Origin of the sequence: Streptomyces sp. NPDC007863 (genome assembly GCF_040633895.1) — a bacterium.
Taxonomy (GTDB): domain Bacteria; phylum Actinomycetota; class Actinomycetes; order Streptomycetales; family Streptomycetaceae; genus Streptomyces.
Genome location: NZ_JBEYEI010000009.1, coordinates 62,358 through 78,079 on the forward strand (window position 1 = coordinate 62,358; position 15,722 = coordinate 78,079).

Sequence of the window (15,722 nt, forward strand, 5' to 3'; positions counted from 1 at the left end):
GCGTCTTTCGGGCAGGATCTGGCCGAAGAGCACGCATGAACCCGGACAGAAGAGGAAGATTCGTATCCATGCAGGTCTGGCCGGGACAGGCGTACCCCCTGGGCGCCACCTATGACGGAGCGGGCACCAACTTCGCGGTCTTCTCGGAGGCGGCGCACCGCGTGGAGCTGTGTCTCATCGACGACGACGGCACGGAGACGTCCGTCGAACTGCGCGAGACGGACGCCTTCGTCCGCCACGCCTATCTGCCCGGCGTGATGCCGGGGCAGCGGTACGGCTTCCGGGTGCACGGGCCGTACGCGCCGGAGCGCGGCCTCCGGTGCAACCCGGCGAAGCTCCTCCTCGACCCGTACGCGCGGGCGATGTCGGGCGCGGTCGACTGGGGCGAGGCGGTGTACGGGTACCCCTTCGGGCGCCCGGACGCGCGCAACGACCTGGACTCGGCGGGCCGGACGATGACCTCGGTGGTGGTGAACCCGTACTTCGACTGGGGCGACGACCGCCGGCCGCGCACCGAGTACCACCACACGGTGATCTACGAGGCCCATGTGAAGGGCCTGACCAAGCTGCACCCGGACCTTCCGGAGGAGCTGCGCGGCACCTACGCGGGGCTCGCGCACCCCTCGGTCATCGGCCATCTGAAGGAACTGGGCGTCACGGCGCTGGAGCTGATGCCGGTGCACCAGTTCGTGAACGACCACCGGCTGGTCGACGCGGGGCTCTCGAACTACTGGGGCTACAACACGATCGGCTTCTTCGCCCCGCACAACGCCTACGCCTCCTGGGGCGACCGGGGCCAGCAGGTCCTGGAGTTCAAGTCGGCGGTGCGGGCGCTGCACCAGGCGGGCATCGAGGTCATCCTGGACGTCGTCTACAACCACACGGCGGAGGGCAACCACCTGGGCCCGACGCTCTCCTTCCGCGGCCTGGACAACCCCTCGTACTACCGCCTGGGCGACGACCCCCGGTACTACACGGACACCACCGGCACCGGGAACTCGCTGCTCATGCGGTCCCCGCACGTCCTCCAGATGATCATGGACAGTCTGCGGTACTGGGTGACCGAGATGCACGTGGACGGCTTCCGCTTCGACCTGGCGGCCACCCTGGCCCGGCAGTTCCACGAGGTGGACCGGCTGTCGTCCTTCTTCGACCTGGTCCAGCAGGACCCGGTGGTCAGCCAGGTGAAGCTGATCGCCGAGCCGTGGGACGTCGGCGAGGGCGGCTACCAGGTCGGGAACTTCCCGCCGCTGTGGACCGAGTGGAACGGCAAGTACCGGGACTGCGTCCGGGACCTGTGGCGGGGCGAGCCGCGCACGCTGGCGGAGTTCGCCTCCCGGCTCACCGGCTCCTCCGACCTGTACCAGGACGACGGCCGGCGCCCGCTGGCCTCGGTCAACTTCGTGACCTGCCACGACGGTTTCACGCTGCGCGACCTGGTCTCGTACGACGCGAAGCACAACGAGGCCAACGGCGAGGGGAACCGGGACGGCGAGAGCCACAACCGGTCCTGGAACTGTGGGCAGGAGGGCGAGACCGACGACGTCGGGATCAACGAGCTGCGGGCCCGCCAGATGCGCAACTTCCTCGCCACGCTGATGCTGTCGCAGGGCGTGCCGATGCTCAGCCACGGCGACGAGTTCGGCCGCACCCAGGGCGGCAACAACAACGCCTACTGCCAGGACGGCGAGGTGTCCTGGGTGCGCTGGCCGAAGGAGAACAGCGAGGCCGAGGCGACCCTGCTGCGCTTCACGCGGGCGATGGTGCGGCTCCGCCGCGAGCACCCGGTCTTCCGGCGCCGCCGCTTCTTCCACGGCCGGCCGGTGGAGGGCACGCACGACGAGCTCACCGACATCGCCTGGTTCACCCCGGAGGGCGAGGAGATGACGGCCCGGGACTGGCAGGCGGCGCACGCCCGGGCGCTGACCGTCTTCCTCAACGGCAACGCCATCTCCGAACCGGGCACGCAGGGCGAGCGGATCGCCGACGACTCCTTCCTGCTGATGTTCAACGCCTCTTCGCGGGAGCTGGAGTTCGCGGTGCCGGACAGCCACGGCCGGTGCTGGCGGACGGTGGTGGACACCTCGGAGCCGGACGGGCTGCCGCCCCGGGAGGGGCCGGAGATCGTGGCGGGCGAGCGCGTCACCCTCGCGCCGCTGAGCCTGACGGTGCTGCGCCGCCCGGCGTGACCGCCGCCCCGCGCGGCGCCCTCCCCGTCCGCACGGTCCAGGAGAGCGCCGCGCAGGCCACGGCCGCCCCCACCGCCACGGCGAAGGCGGCGGGGGCGCCGTGCTGTTCGGCGAGCCGCCCGGAGAGCGCCAGGGCGAGGGCCTGGCCGCCGACGATCCCGCTGGTGAGGAAGGCCATGGACTCGGCGAGCCGGCCGGCCGGGACGGACCGCTCGGTCAGCGCGAAGACCGTGATGAGGTGCGGGGCGTAGGCGGCGCCGAGCACGGTCACCACCACGTACAGGCCGGTGAGGGAGTCGACCGCGAGCAGCGGCAGGGAGAGCAGGACGAGCCCGGCGGTCGCGGTCCGCCAGCGCAGGGTCAGCCCGATCCGGGCGGGCAGCGCGGCGAGCGACAGGCCGACGGCGGCGCTCATCACCCCCATCGCCGCGTAGACGAGCCCGGCCTGGGCGGGGGCGCCGAGACCGGCGGTGAGGGCGGTGATCCCGGCCTGGGAGGCGCCGAACATGGCGCCCTGGAGGACCATCGTCACCCGGAGGGCGTACGCGGAGCCGGGCAGCCGCGTCCGTTCGGCGGCGCCCGTGCGGGTGGCGGTGCCGTCCGGCGGCGTCGCGGCGGCGGAGGCGGTCGGGTGGAGGGCGAAGCCGGTGCCGCAGAGGGCGAGGAGCAGGGACGCGCCGAGCAGCGCGGCGCCGGGGTGGGCGAGGGCGGCGGCGAGGCCGACGAGCGCGGGGCCGAGGACGAAGGAGACCTCGTCGAGGGTGCCCTCGAAGGAGAGGACCGCGCCGACGGTCCGGTCGTCGGCGCCGGCCCGGCGGGTGAGCGCCACCGAGCGGGTCCGGGCGAGCGGCCCGATCTGCGGGACGGTCGCGCCGGCGAGCAGCGCCAGCGGCACGAGCAGCCCGGTGGGGGCGTCGGCGACGGCGGCGAGGACGAGGGCCGCGACCGCGACGGCGTTGGCGAGGGAGGCGGCGAGGACGGGACCGCGCTGGCCGCGCCGGTCCGCGAGCCGGCCGAGCAGCGGGCCCGCGACGGTCTGCCCGGCGGCCAGCGCGCCGCCCGCGAGCCCCGCCGTGGCGAGCGAGCCGCTGGTCTCCGCGACCAGCAGCACGCTGCCGAGCTGGCACATCGCGGTGGGCAGCCGGCCGAGGAAGGAGAGGACCGGGAGGGCGGGGCCGAGCAGGGAGAGGGTGTCGCGGTACATCCGGAGCATCGGCCGAAAGTAACCTGATACCCCCGAACGGGTGCATCGGGTGATGACACGGAAGCTTCCGTACGGGGTACGTACGTTCGCATGACGCCCAACCCGCCCGCCCACCCGCCGTCCGACCACCCGCCGTCCGACCGCGCGCCGTCCGACCACCGGCCGTCCCACCAGCGGCCGTCCGACCGCGCGCCGTCCGGTGCCGCCGCGTCCGGGCCGCCCGTCGTCCCCCGTGCCACCTACCGGCTCCAGCTCCAGCCCGCGTTCCCGTTCGCCGCCGCCGAGCGGGTGGTGCCGCACCTCGCCGGGCTCGGCGTCTCCCATCTGCACCTCTCCCCCGTCCTGGAGGCGGTGCCCGGCTCCGCCCACGGGTACGACGTCACCGACCACCGGGCGGTCCGGGCGGAGCTGGGCGGCGAGGCGGGGCTGCGGGCGCTCGCCGCGACCGCCCGCGCGCACGGCCTCGGCCTGGTCGTGGACCTGGTGCCCAACCACATGGCGGCCTCGCCGCGCCACAACCACGCGCTGCGGGAGGTGCTGCGGCACGGCCCGGACTCACCGTACGCCCGCTGGTTCGACGTCGACCGGTCCGCCGGGGACGGCAGGATCCTGCTGCCGGTGCTGCCCGCGCGGCTCCCGGAGGTGCGGGACCGGCTGCGGGTCGAGGACGGCGTGCTCCGCCTGGACGGGCAGGAGTTCCCGCTGCGGCCCGGCACCGAGGAACTGCCGCTCGACGAGCTCCTCGACCGCCAGCACTACCGGCTCGGCTGGTGGCGGCTGGCCCGCACCGAGCTGGACTACCGGCGCTTCTTCACCGTCTCGGACCTGATCGGGGTGCGGGTGGAGGACCCGGAGGTCTTCCGGGAGACCCACGCGACGGTCCTGCGGCTCGTCGCCGACGGGGTGATCGAGGGGCTGCGGATCGACCACCCGGACGGACTCGCCGACCCCCAGGGCTACTTGGAGCGCCTGTCGGCGGAGACCGGCGGGCGGTGCTGGATCGTCGTCGAGAAGATCCTCACCGGGGACGAGACCCTGCCGGCCGCCTGGCCGGTGGCCGGCACCACCGGCTACGACGCCCTGCGCCTGGTCGACGGCGTCCTCACCGACGCCGTGGGCGCGGAGGAACTCACGCGCGTGTACCGGGAGTTCACCGGGCGGGCCGGGGACCGGGGCGGGGAGTGGGAGGCGACCGCCCGGCGCGCCGCGTACGAGGTGGTGCGGCACGACCTGGCGGCCGAGACGAGCCGGCTGACCCGGGAGGCGGTACGGCTCTGCGCGGCCGGAACCGCGCACCGGGACCACGCGCCGTGGGCGCTGCGGACGGCGATCGAGGAACTCCTCGTCCGCGTGCCGGTCTACCGGCCCTACGGCACCGACGACGCCGGGCGCCTCCTCACCCCCGCGGTGGTCCGGGGCGCGCGGGCCGCCTTCGCCGTCCCCGAGGAGGCCGCCGCCGTGGACGCCGTACGGGAGCTGCTCCTCGGCACGGCCGGCGACTCCCCCGGACACGCCGGATTCCGGGCGCGGTTCGCGCAGACCTCCTCGGCGCTGCGGGCCAAGTCCACGGAGGACACCGCCTTCTACCGGTACGCCCCGCTGCTCTCGGCGAACGAGGTCGGCGGCGATCCGGGCCGGCCGGCCGTCGGCGTCGAGGAGTTCCACGCGGCCTGCGCCCGGCTCGCCCGCGACTGGCCGGCGACCGGCACGGTCCTCACCACCCATGACACCAAGCGCAGCGCGGACGTGCGGGCGGCGATCGCGGTCCTCGCCCAGTGCCCGGACGTGTGGGCGGGGCTGCTGGCCGAGGTCGCCGGGGTCCCGGTGCCGGATCCGCACCTGGCCTGGACGGCGTGGCAGACCGCGTTCGGCTTCGGCACGCCGGACCCGGAGCGGATCGGCCCGGCCGTCCTCAAGGCCGTACGGGAGGAGGGGCTGCGGACCTCGTGGACCGAGCAGGACCCCGCGTACGAGCGGGCGGTGGCCGAGTTCACGGCCGCGGGCCCCGGCCGGGTGCCGCTGCGGGCGGCGTCCGAGGCGGCGTTCGCCCTGGAGCCGCACATCCGGGCGCACGCGGACGGCGCGGCCCTGGTCCAGCTGACGATGCCGGGCGTGCCGGAGCTGTACCAGGCCACCGAGCGGGAGTACCGGGCGCTCGTCGACCCCGACAACCGCGCGCCGTACGAGCCGGGGCCCGACGACGGCCGGACGGCGCTGGTGCGGGCCGCGCTCGGGCTGCGCCGCGAGCGCCCGGCGGCCTTCGGCCCCGGCGGCGGCTACGCCCCGCTCGCCGCGGAGGGCCCGGCGGCCGCGCACTGTCTCGCCTTCGCCCGCGCGGGCCGGGTGGTGACCGCGGTGACCCGGCTGTCGCTGCGGCTCGCGGAGGCGGGCGGCTGGCGGGACACCGAGCTGGTGCTGCCGAAGGGCCGCTGGGCCGATGTCCTGGACGGCGTACGGGAGTTCACCGGCGGCCCGGAGAGCGAGCTCAAGCTGGCGGAGCTCTTCGCCGACCGCCCGGTCGCCCTCCTCGCGCGGATCACGGAGTGAGCGCCGACGCGAACGGCGGGACACGGGCGTCGTGTTGCCCGTGTCCCGCCGGTTCGCGCCCCGCGGCTGCCGTCAGATGCGGCTGGCGCGGGTGACCTCGCACTTGGTGTACTCGGAGCCGTCGCCGGTGCCCGGGTACGGGGTGGTCAGCTCGGCGCTCGCGGAGGAGCCGGCGGTGACCGCGATGCCGGTCTCGACGGCGGTGGCCGGGACGGCGCCGCTGCCGGTGAACTTCATGGTGACGCTGTAGTCGTAGTCGAGCGAACCGTCGTTCTTGACCGTGATCTTGGCGGTCAGCTTCTTCGTGGCGGCGTCGTAGGCGCACTTGTCGATGGTGACGTCGCGGGCCGCCTTGTCGGCGCCGCTGCCGCCGCCGGGCACCGAGACGCCGCCGGAGCTGCTGCCGCTGTCACTGTCGCTGCCGCTCCCACCCGAGCTGGAACCGGAGCTGGAGCTCGAACCGGAGCTGCTGTTGTCGCAGCCGCCGCCGTGGGAGCCGCGGGCACCGGTGAGGGCGAAGACGGCGATGCCGAAGACGGCGATCGCGCGGGCATGACGAAGCTTCACGTGTTTCATTCCCCGTTGGACGTGATTCATCAGAAGGGCTCGCTTGACGAGCGCACGTCACCCTAGCAGCGGGACGGGGGTCTCGTTTCAGCCGTTCGGCAGGACGACGAGACTGCGCGGGGCACGCGTGATCAGACCGGCCTGCACCGGGCGGAAGCCGTCCGCGAGGCGCAGCCGGGGCATCGCCTCGAAGAGCGCGCGCAGCCCGTACTCGGCCTCCAGACCGGCCAGGATCACCGCCGGGCAGAAGCCGGAGCCGTACGTGAGCTGGCCGGGGTCGTCGCGGAGCGGGTCGAAGCGGTCCGGGGCGCGGAACCGCTCCGGGTCCCGCCCGGCCGCGCCGACGAGCAGCGCCACGGACGAGCCGGCCGGCAGGATCCCGCCACTCACCGGGACGTCCTCGCGGGTGCGCCGCACGGCGATCTGCACCGGCGGGTCGCGGCGCAGCGACTCGGTCCACGCCCGGGCCACCAGGGCCGGCGGGGCGTCCCGCAGGGCGGCGGCCAGGTCGGGGTCGGTGAGGACGTTGCCGAGGAAGGAGGCCAGCGCCTTCTCCCGTACGGCGATCTGCCCGCCGCACTCGCCGGCGAGCGCGGTCGCGGCCCGGCCCCTGACCAGCCGCATCATGTCCCGGTACGGGACGCCGACGGCGGCGGCGACGGTCCCGGCGGGCAGCCAGTGGCAGAAGTCGGCGACCAGGTCGGCCCGGGGCCGGTCGGCGATCCGCCGGGCGAGCACGTACGCGGTGCGCTCCGCGACGGACCGCAGTTCCGCGAGGTCCACGTCGACGTGGGCGCGCGAGCAGGCCGGGTCGCCGGGCCGGTGCCCGTGGGTGAAGCGGGCGTCGGTGAGCGCGGTGGCGACGTCCGCGTACCGGCTCAGCACCCAGGCCCGCAGCAGCGGGTCGTAGGTGAGGGGGAACTCCTCCCGCAGCCGCCGGTACACGGGGTACGGATCGGTCGCCGCGCCGGGGTCCAGCGGGCTGGGCGCGACGGTCCGCCCGCCGGGCGGCACCGGTGCCCCGGCCGTCGGGTCGGCGACGCTCCGCACCCGGCCGGGCGCGGCGGCCCCGGCCCGTCCGTCGGGGGCCATGGCCGTCAGCCGCCGGAGCCCCACGACGCGGGGGGCGCGGGAGGGTTCGGGGGTCCGGTCGTCGCGCATCGTGCCCCCAGGGGTGGGTCGTTCGGCGGTGGGTCCCCCCAGCCCATCACCGGCGGGGGCGCGCCGCCCGTCGCATACCGCCGAACGGGTGATGCGGCACGGCCCTGACCAGGACCGGACCGGGATCTCGGCCGCCCGCGGCCGCCCGGCGGCCGGAAGGGCCACGACGGGTTCAGTCGACCGACAGCCGGAAGGTCATCTCGCCGAAGCCGACCACGTCCCCGGCCCGCACCACGACCGCGCCGACGACGCGGCGGCCGTTGACCGTCGTGCCGTTGGTGGAGCCCAGGTCGCGCAGGACCCAGAGGCCGGCCTGGAGGGAGAGTTCGGCGTGCAGCCGGGAGGCGGTCTCGTGGCTGAGCCGCAGGCCGTTCACCGGGTCCCGGCCGATGCGCAGCGGGTACGGCCCCGGCTGCGGAAGCAGCAGCTTCGGGAGCCGCTCGGAGTGCCAGGCCCGGCCGATGCGCGCGGTGAACGCCGACATCCGCTCGACCGCGCCGACCACCCGCCGGGTCCAGGTGCCCTCGCTGCGCAGGTCCGCGGTGAGCACGTCGAGTTCGTCGGGGCGGCGGGCCTGGAGCGCCCGCTCCATCCGGAAGAGGAAGGTGTCGTGCGAGAGCCGGCCCTGTGCGGCGCCCTCCCGGAGCAGGCCCAGCGCACGGTCCCGCTCGGCGTCGGTCAGCCGGGGGGAGTGCGCCGGGGGCTCGTACGGGGTCGGGGTCGTCACACGGTGATTGTCCGGGTGTCCGGGCCGGGCTGTCCAGAAGCCTCCGTACCAGGCACGTAACCGCTTCCGCGCGGAAAAGCCGAGGCCCTTCCTCAAGATCACTGTTACGGTCTGCGGGCTTCGACCACACGTATCCCTGGGGGAACCACCGTATGACCGACGACCTCGTCGTCCGCCCGCTCACCGGGCCGGAGGAGCTGGACCTCTTCCTCGGCCTCAGCTACACGCTCGACCACGAACTCGCCGACGACCTCGGCTCCGGCCGCCGCCGCCCCGACTGGATGTGGGTGGCCCTCCGCGACGGCCGCCTGCTGGGCCGGATCGCCTGGTGGACCAACAAGGACGGGGGCGAGCCGCTCGCCCTCGACTTCTTCGACCTCGCCCCCGAGCTCCCGGCCGGGGAGGCCGAGGAGGTGGGCCGGCGGCTCCTGGCCGCCGCGCTGCCCGCCGTCGTCCCCGCCGGCACCGTGCCGCCGGAGTTCAACCGCTACCTGCCGCCGGACTGGCGCGAGGTGCCGGAGACCCGCGACCGCGTCGAGCTGCTGCTCTCGCTGCTCGCGGAGACGGGCGCCCGGCCGCTGGTCGAGCGGCTGCGCCTGGAGTGGCTGCCGGGGACCCCGATAGCCGAGCCGACCGGCCGCCTGGTGTTCCGTCCGGTCCGCGACCGCGAGGACCTGCTCGCGCTGATGACGCCGGTGATGGCGGGCACGCTCGACGCGCACGGCCAGGCCGACCTGGCCGAGGGGCTGTCGCTGCGGGAGGCCGCCGAGCGCCACTACGACGAGGAGTTCCCGCACTACACCACGCCGCGCGCGTGGTGGCAGGTGGCCGAACTGCCCGGCACCGGCGAGCCGGTCGGCTTCGTCGTCCCCGCCCGCAACAACTACAACCCGATCATCGCGTACATCGGCGTGCTCCCCGCCCACCGCGGCAAGGGCTACATCGACGAGATCCTCGCCGAGGGCACCCGGATCCTCGCCGCGCAGGACGTGCCGCGCGTCCGGGCCGCGACCGACCTGGGGAACGTCCCGATGGCGGCGGCCTTCGCCCGCGCCGGGTACGTGAACTTCCAGCGCCAGGTCGACTACGTGTGGGACGCGCCGGGCGCGTCGCGGTCCTGACTGCCAGGATGGGACCGACGTAGCCGACCGCCGACCGTACCGACGTCTGCGAGGAGAACCACCGTGCTCTTCGAGGTGTGGGCGCCGCACGCCCGCGACCGGGTGATCCTGGAGCTGAACGGCACCGGGCACCCCCTGGAACGGGACGCCCTGCGGGACGGCTGGTGGACCGGCACCGTGCCCGCCTCGGACGGCGACCGGTACGGCTTCCGGCTCGACGACGGGCCCGTCCTGCCCGATCCGCGCGGCCGCAGGCTGCCGGACGGGCCGGACGGGCTCAGCGCCGTCGTCGACCACGCGGCCCACGCCTGGCGGCACGAGCCGCCCCGGCTGCGGCTGCGCGGCGCGGTCCTCTACGAGCTCCACGTCGGCACCTTCACCCCCGAGGGCACCCTCGACGCGGCGGCGGCCCGGCTCGGGGAGCTCGCCGGGCTCGGCGTCACCCATGTGGAGCTGATGCCGCTCTGCCCGTTCCCCGGGACGCACGGCTGGGGGTACGACGGCGTGGCGCCGTGGGCGGTCCACGAGCCGTACGGCGGCCCGGCGGCGCTGAAGCGCTTCACGGACACCGCGCACGGCCTCGGCATGGGCGTGGTCCTCGACGTGGTCCACAACCACCTGGGCCCCTCCGGCAACCGTCTCCCGCCCTTCGGGCCGTACTTCACCGACAGCCACCACACCCCGTGGGGCGCGGCGGTGAACCTGGACGCGGCCGGTTCGGACGAGGTGCGGGCGTACTTCCTGGGCAGCGCGCTCGCCTGGCTGCGGGACTACCGGATCGACGGGCTGCGGCTCGACGCGGTGCACGCGCTCGCCGACGACCGGGCCCTCACCTTCCTGGAGGAACTGTCGTCGGCGGTCGACGCGTTGGCGAAGGAGCAGGGCCGGCAGCACTTCCTGATCGCCGAGTCCGACCTGGCCGACCCGCGCACCACCACGCCGCGCACGCTCGGCGGACTCGGCCTGCACGCGCAGTGGAACGACGACTTCCACCACGCCCTGCACTGCGCGCTGACCGGCGAGTCCCAGGGCTACTACGCGGACTTCGCGCGCGCCCCGATGGCCGCGCTCGCCAAGACCCTGACCCGGGTCTTCTTCCACGACGGCACGTACTCGTCCTTCCGGGGCCGGCACCACGGGCGGCCGGTCGACCGGGAGCGCACCCCCGCCCACCGCTTCCTCGGCTACGCCCAGACCCACGACCAGATCGGCAACAGGGCGCTCGGGGACCGCCTTTCGGCCTCCCTCTCCCCCGGGCTGCTCGCCTGCGCGGCGACGCTCGTCCTCACCGGCCCCTCGGTGCCGATGCTCTTCATGGGCGAGGAGTGGGGCGCCCGCACGCCCTGGCAGTACTTCACCGACCACACCGACCCGGAGCTCGCGGAGGCCGTACGGCGGGGCAGGCGGCGGGAGTTCGCGGCGCACGGCTGGGACGAGGGCGAGGTGCCCGACCCGCAGGACCCGGCGACCCGGAACCGCTCGGTCCTGGACCGTACGGAGCGGGAGCGCGACCCGCACCGGCGGCTCCTCGCCTGGCACCGCGAGCTGATCGCCCTGCGCCGCACCCTGCCCGACCTCACCGACCCGGACCTGGGCGGGGTGAAGGTCGCCTTCGACGAGGAGGGCCGCTGGCTGGTCTTCCGGCGCGGTGACGTGCGGGTGGCGGTGAACCTGGGCAAGGAGCGGGCCGAGATCCCGCTGGGTTCCAACGGCCGCGACCGGGTCCTGGCGGCCTGGGAGCCGGTCGAGGCGCCCGCCAGGGACGGGCTGCTGCGCCTCGGCGGCGAGTCGGCGGTCGTCCTGACGGACGGCTGAACGCCCCCGGACACCCGGACGCCCGGGCGGGCACCGGGCCGGGCTCCCGGGGGCGCTGGGCCGCACGGGCCATGGGTGGACTCCAGTCGGGCGCACGGGCGGAGTGTTCCGGGCGAGCGGGGGCGGCGCGGGCGCCATAGTGCGCGCATGACACCCCCCACTCCCCCGCGCCGGCGGGCCCGCGTCCGGGCCCGCGCGGCGGCGCTGGGCGCCGCGCTGCTCGCGCTCGCCCTCCCGTCGGCCTCCGTCGCCGCCCCGGCACCCGCTCCCCGGCACGGCTCCGAGGCGTGCGCGCGCACGCCGGGGCCGCTCTCCGGGGACGCCCGGCGCGTCCTGGACGTCGCCCGGAAGGCCCGGAAGGACCTGCGGCTGAACGCGGTGCTGCTGCGCGTCACGGTGGACGGGCGGGAGGTCGTCACCGGCGCGCTCGGCGAGTCGATGACCGGCGTCCCGGCCGAGCCGGACATGCGCTTCCGGGCCGGCTCCGTGGCCTTCGCCCACATCGGGACGGCCCTGCTGCGGCTGGTCGAGCAGCGCCGCGTCGGGCTCGACGACACGGTGGAGCGCTGGCTGCCGGAGGTCCCGAGGGCCCGCGAGATCACCCTGCGGATGCTGGCGAACAACACCTCGGGCCTGCACGACTACGTCACCGACCCGGCGTTCGGCGCCGAGCTGTCCCCGCACCCCTTCAAGGCGTGGACCCCCGACGAGCTCCTCGCCTTCCCCTTCTCCCACGACTTCTGGTACGCCCCGGGCACCAACTGGAGCTACTCGCACGCCAACTACCTGCTGCTGATCCGGGCCATGGAGCGGATCACCGGCACCCGCATCGACCACCTGGTGCGGGAGCTGGTGACCGGCCCGCTGGGGCTCCACGCGACCCGGAACTCCTTCACGCCCGAGATCCCCGCCCCGGCGCTGCACGCCTTCACCTCCGACCGGGGCCTCTACGAGGAGTCCACCTTCTGGAACCCCTCCTGGACCACCGGCCCCGGCGCCGTCATCACCAGCACCGTCTGCGACATGGCCCGCTCGGCGCAGGGCATCGGCAGCGGCGAACTGATCAGCCCGCGCTCGTACCGGATCCTGCTGGATCCCGGGACGGTCGGGCTCGGCACGCCGACGAAGACCTGCCCCGCCACGATCTGCCTCAAGCAGACCCCGGAGCGCCACTTCGGGCTCGGGGTGATCGTCTCCGGCGGCTGGCTGCTCCAGAACCCGTCCTTCTCCGGCTACGCGGCGCTCCAGGCGTACCTGCCGTCGGAGCGGCTCTCGATCGCGGTCTCGGCGACGAAGACGGCGACGACCGCCTACGGGAACATGGCCCAGGTGGTCGCCGGCCGGATCGCGGCGGCGCTGGCCCCGGAGCACCCGCTGGTGCCCTGAGGCACACGGGCCCCGGTCGCCGCTACTCGACGATCGCCATCTCGTGCGGGGTGGCGTTGAAGCGGCGGCCGGTGCCCTCCTCGGTCATCGTCACGATGTCCTCGATGCGGACGCCGAAGCGGCCGGGGAGGTACACGCCCGGTTCGATGGAGAAGCACATGCCGGGGACGACCGGCCGCTGCTCGCCCTCGATCATGTAGGGCGGCTCGTGGGTGGTGACGCCGATGCCGTGGCCGGTGCGGTGGATGAAGTACTCGCCGTAGCCGGCGTCCGTGATGACCTTGCGGGCGGCGCGGTCGACGTCCTGGCAGGCGATGCCGTCCTTCACGGCCTCGAAGCCGGCCTGCTGGGCCTCGCGGACCAGGTCGTGGACCCGGCGCTCCTCGTCGGTGGGTTCGCCGACGTGCACGGTGCGGGTGGTGTCGGAGCCGTAGCCGTGCTTGAGCCCGCCGAAGTCGAGGACGACCATGTCGCCGCGTTCGATGACCCGCTCGCCGGCCTCGTGGTGCGGGTTGGCGCCGTTGGGTCCGGAGCCGACGACGGTGAAGTCGACCTGGGAGTGGCCGAAGTCCAGGAGCAGCCGGGCGAGGTCGGCGGCGACCTCGGTCTCGCGGCGGCCCGCGAACCGCACCTTGAGGATCTCCCCGTACGCCCGGTCGGCGGCGGCCCCGGCGGCCGCGATCCGGTCCAGCTCGTGGGCGTCCTTCACGGCCCGCAGCATCGGCAGGGCCTCGGTGAGGGAGACGTACGAGGTGCCGGGGAGGGCCTGCTGGAGGCCGAGGAGGTGCATGGCCCAGGCGTTGTCGCTGACGCCGAAGCGCCCGTCGACGTCGAGGAGCGGGGCGGTGACGGCGTACGGGTCCTTGCCGTCGGTCCAGTCGCGGAGGGTGAGCGCGGGCGCCCCGACGGACTTCTCCGCGTCGGGCGCCTCCAGGGTGGGGACGACGAGCACCGGGTCCTGGCCGGGGGCGATGACGAGGACGGTGAGCCGTTCGGTGATCGCGGTGGGCTGGTAGCCGGTGAGGTAGACGAGGTCGGGGCCGGGGGCGACGAGCACCCCGGCGAGCCCGGCGTCGGCGGCGGAGGCGGCCGCGCGGTCCATCCGGGCCCGGTAGTCGTCGGCGGTGAACGGCGTCGGGGCGTCACCGACTGCGTCGGCGGAGGGGTTCGTCGGCATGGGGGCTCCTTCGCGGCGGCGGCGCGGGTGCGGTCGGCGGGGACGGGCGGTCTGGGCCTGTCGGGCGGTCGGGGCCGGTAGGGCGGTCGGGGCGGGGCGAGGCCGGCCGGACGGCCGCGCGCCCGGCGGCGAGGCGTCCTCCAGCATCCTGCCCGCCCCCCACCGCCGCCGCGACCGGGCCGGGGCCCGTCAGCGCGGGCCGGGGCCCTGGGCGATGAGCCGTTCGAGGAGGTCCTGGAAGTCGTCGCCGACGACGATCCGCAGCTCGCCGTGCTCCTCGTCGTGCTCGCTGAGCTGGGTGAGCGTGCCGCCCCGCCACCAGAAGACGTACGGGCTGATGGCGCCCGGGGTGTCCTCGTACTCGGAGGCGGCGAAGGAGGCCATGGCGCCGAGCGCCGGGATGATCGAGGTGTCCCGGATGGGGTGGAAGGCGATCTGGTGGCGGAAGGGCACGGCGACCAGGGCGCCGTGCTCGCCGAGCGGCAGGCCGGTGACCCGCTGGGCGAGGGCGTCGAGGTCGAGGACGCGGCTCGCGGTGTAGAAGGAGTCGCCGACGACGACCTCGAAGGACATCCCGTCGGCGTCCCGGACGGTCTCGTGCTCCTCGACGGGCAGCCCGCGCAGGTTCTTCAGGGCGCGGGCGCGCAGCTGGGCCGGGTCGCCGAGCCGGTCGAGGGCCTCGTCGGTGAGCATCATGACGCTCTCCGGCAGGTCGAGCGCGAGGACCTCGTACAGGCCCGGGGCGAGGGTCCTGGCGTAGCCGAAGGCGCCGGGGTCGATGCCCTCGCCGTTGACGACCCGGGGGTAGAGCTGGGCGCGGATCTGCTCGGGCGGCAGCGTGTCGAGGGCCGAGGGGCCGTCGAGGGTCCGCACCACGAGGGTGACGTGCCGGCGGATCAGGTCGGGCCAGACGCGGGGCCCCCGGCGGTCGCGGTGGCAGACGGCGGCGAGGTTGCCGAGGCCGAAGCGGCGCTGCTTGTCGTCCTGGACGGAGGAGGCGTAGACCGTGACCTCCAGGCCGAGTTCGGCGAAGGCCTCGCGGACGGTGGCGCGGAAGAGCGCGGCCTCCCGCTGGGAGAAGTACGCGAACTCCGGGTCCCGGGGCGCGTCCTCGCCGTCCCGCTTCGGTTTCCTGCGCAGCCACCCCACGCCAGCCCGCCTTCCGTCGACGTCGCGTTCAGCGTAGCGAGTGCGGCGGGGCGGTCACCGGCCGCCCGCCGAACTCGCCGACCCGGAGCCGTCAGGAGCCGTCAGGAGCCGTAGGGGGCCTTGAGGAGGTCGCGGGCGTAGTGGGCGAGGGAGCGGTTGTAGCGGGGCAGCAGGGGCGCGAGGGCGCCGAGGGCCAGCGCGGCGGCCTCCCGGTCGCGGCCGGTGTCGGCGAGCGCGAGCGCGAGGAAGGCGTCGACGGCCGGGGCGAGGGCCAGCTCGTCGGCGTCGAGCCGCTCGGCGGGCAGGGCCCGCTCGTCGGTGAGCAGCTCGACGGCGCGGTCGGGCCGCCCGAGGTTGCGCAGGCTGCTGGCGAGCTGGATGACGGCCCGGCGGCGCCGCAGGCCGGTCAGCCCGAGTTCCAGGGCGCGCGTGTAGTGCCGGACGGCTTCGACGGGCTGCCCGGTGGAGTCGTGGGCGGCACCGGCCTCGAAGAGGGCGGCGGCGTCCTCGTCGCCCCGCTCGGCGGCGAGCGCGGCGATCCGCTCCCGGAACTCCTCGCCGCCGAGGTCGTCGATCCGCTCCCAGAGGGCGGCGACCCGCCCCTCCCAGCCGTTGTCGTCGTTCATGCGGCCACCCTACTCAGAGGCCCGGCCGGGGCCCGGTCTCCCGGGCCCGGACT

The 15,722-nt window shown here is 75.1% G+C and carries 12 protein-coding genes; 5 read left to right on the forward strand and 7 right to left on the reverse strand.

What is annotated here, in order from left to right; all coding sequences use genetic code 11:
• Positions 1 to 68: 68 nt before the first annotated feature.
• Positions 69 to 2,189, forward strand: a complete 2,121-nt coding sequence (gene glgX / locus ABZ621_RS16130) for a glycogen debranching protein GlgX (RefSeq protein ID WP_360604804.1) — start codon at positions 69 to 71, stop codon at positions 2,187 to 2,189.
• Here glgX and ABZ621_RS16135 read toward each other — a convergent pair.
• Positions 2,143 to 3,393 (reverse strand): MFS transporter, encoded by a 1,251-nt coding sequence (locus tag ABZ621_RS16135; RefSeq protein WP_360605117.1) that lies wholly within the window; start codon positions 3,391 to 3,393, stop codon positions 2,143 to 2,145. The two genes, glgX and ABZ621_RS16135, sit on opposite strands and share 47 nt — an antisense overlap.
• A 90-nt stretch (positions 3,394 to 3,483) precedes the next feature.
• Between ABZ621_RS16135 and treY the strand changes: the two genes are divergently transcribed.
• Entirely contained in the window at positions 3,484 to 5,940 is a 2,457-nt protein-coding gene (gene treY, locus ABZ621_RS16140; protein WP_360604806.1) for a malto-oligosyltrehalose synthase, read from the forward strand.
• A 72-nt stretch (positions 5,941 to 6,012) separates the two neighbouring features.
• Here the strand turns inward: treY and ABZ621_RS16145 are convergent, their stop codons facing one another.
• The 3 genes from ABZ621_RS16145 to ABZ621_RS16155 all read right to left on the reverse strand — a co-directional run bounded on the left by ABZ621_RS16145 (position 6,013) and on the right by ABZ621_RS16155 (position 8,395).
• On the reverse strand, positions 6,013 to 6,507 hold the full coding sequence (locus ABZ621_RS16145; RefSeq protein ID WP_360604808.1) for a hypothetical protein: 495 nt from the start codon (positions 6,505 to 6,507) through the stop codon (positions 6,013 to 6,015).
• Between the two features lie 87 nt (positions 6,508 to 6,594).
• Positions 6,595 to 7,668, reverse strand: a complete 1,074-nt coding sequence (locus tag ABZ621_RS16150) for a cytochrome P450 (RefSeq protein WP_360604810.1) — start codon at positions 7,666 to 7,668, stop codon at positions 6,595 to 6,597.
• Between the two features lie 172 nt (positions 7,669 to 7,840).
• Positions 7,841 to 8,395 carry a DUF1707 and FHA domain-containing protein gene (locus ABZ621_RS16155; RefSeq protein WP_360604812.1) on the reverse strand — a complete coding sequence of 185 codons (555 nt, stop codon included), beginning with the start codon at positions 8,393 to 8,395 and terminating at the stop codon, positions 7,841 to 7,843.
• Between the two features lie 152 nt (positions 8,396 to 8,547).
• Here ABZ621_RS16155 and ABZ621_RS16160 point away from each other — a divergent pair, with 152 nt between their 5' ends.
• The 3 genes from ABZ621_RS16160 to ABZ621_RS16170 all read left to right on the forward strand — a co-directional run bounded on the left by ABZ621_RS16160 (position 8,548) and on the right by ABZ621_RS16170 (position 12,717).
• Entirely contained in the window at positions 8,548 to 9,516 is a 969-nt protein-coding gene (locus ABZ621_RS16160) for a GNAT family N-acetyltransferase (protein WP_360604814.1), read from the forward strand.
• Positions 9,517 to 9,579: 63 nt separating this feature from the next.
• Positions 9,580 to 11,331, forward strand: a complete 1,752-nt coding sequence (gene treZ / locus ABZ621_RS16165) for a malto-oligosyltrehalose trehalohydrolase (protein WP_360604816.1) — start codon at positions 9,580 to 9,582, stop codon at positions 11,329 to 11,331.
• Between the two features lie 147 nt (positions 11,332 to 11,478).
• A complete protein-coding gene (locus ABZ621_RS16170; protein WP_360604818.1) occupies positions 11,479 to 12,717 on the forward strand; it encodes a serine hydrolase domain-containing protein in 1,239 nt (412 codons plus the stop codon).
• Between the two features lie 22 nt (positions 12,718 to 12,739).
• Here the strand turns inward: ABZ621_RS16170 and ABZ621_RS16175 are convergent, their stop codons facing one another.
• The 3 genes from ABZ621_RS16175 to ABZ621_RS16185 all read right to left on the reverse strand — a co-directional run bounded on the left by ABZ621_RS16175 (position 12,740) and on the right by ABZ621_RS16185 (position 15,669).
• Positions 12,740 to 13,894 carry an aminopeptidase P family protein gene (locus ABZ621_RS16175; RefSeq protein ID WP_360604820.1) on the reverse strand — a complete coding sequence of 385 codons (1,155 nt, stop codon included), beginning with the start codon at positions 13,892 to 13,894 and terminating at the stop codon, positions 12,740 to 12,742.
• 189 nt (positions 13,895 to 14,083) lie between these two features.
• Positions 14,084 to 15,043, reverse strand: coding sequence for a hypothetical protein (locus tag ABZ621_RS16180; protein WP_360604822.1), 960 nt, complete (start codon positions 15,041 to 15,043; stop codon positions 14,084 to 14,086).
• 101 nt (positions 15,044 to 15,144) lie between these two features.
• On the reverse strand, positions 15,145 to 15,669 hold the full coding sequence (locus ABZ621_RS16185) for a tetratricopeptide repeat protein (protein ID WP_360604824.1): 525 nt from the start codon (positions 15,667 to 15,669) through the stop codon (positions 15,145 to 15,147).
• Positions 15,670 to 15,722 lie beyond the last annotated feature (53 nt).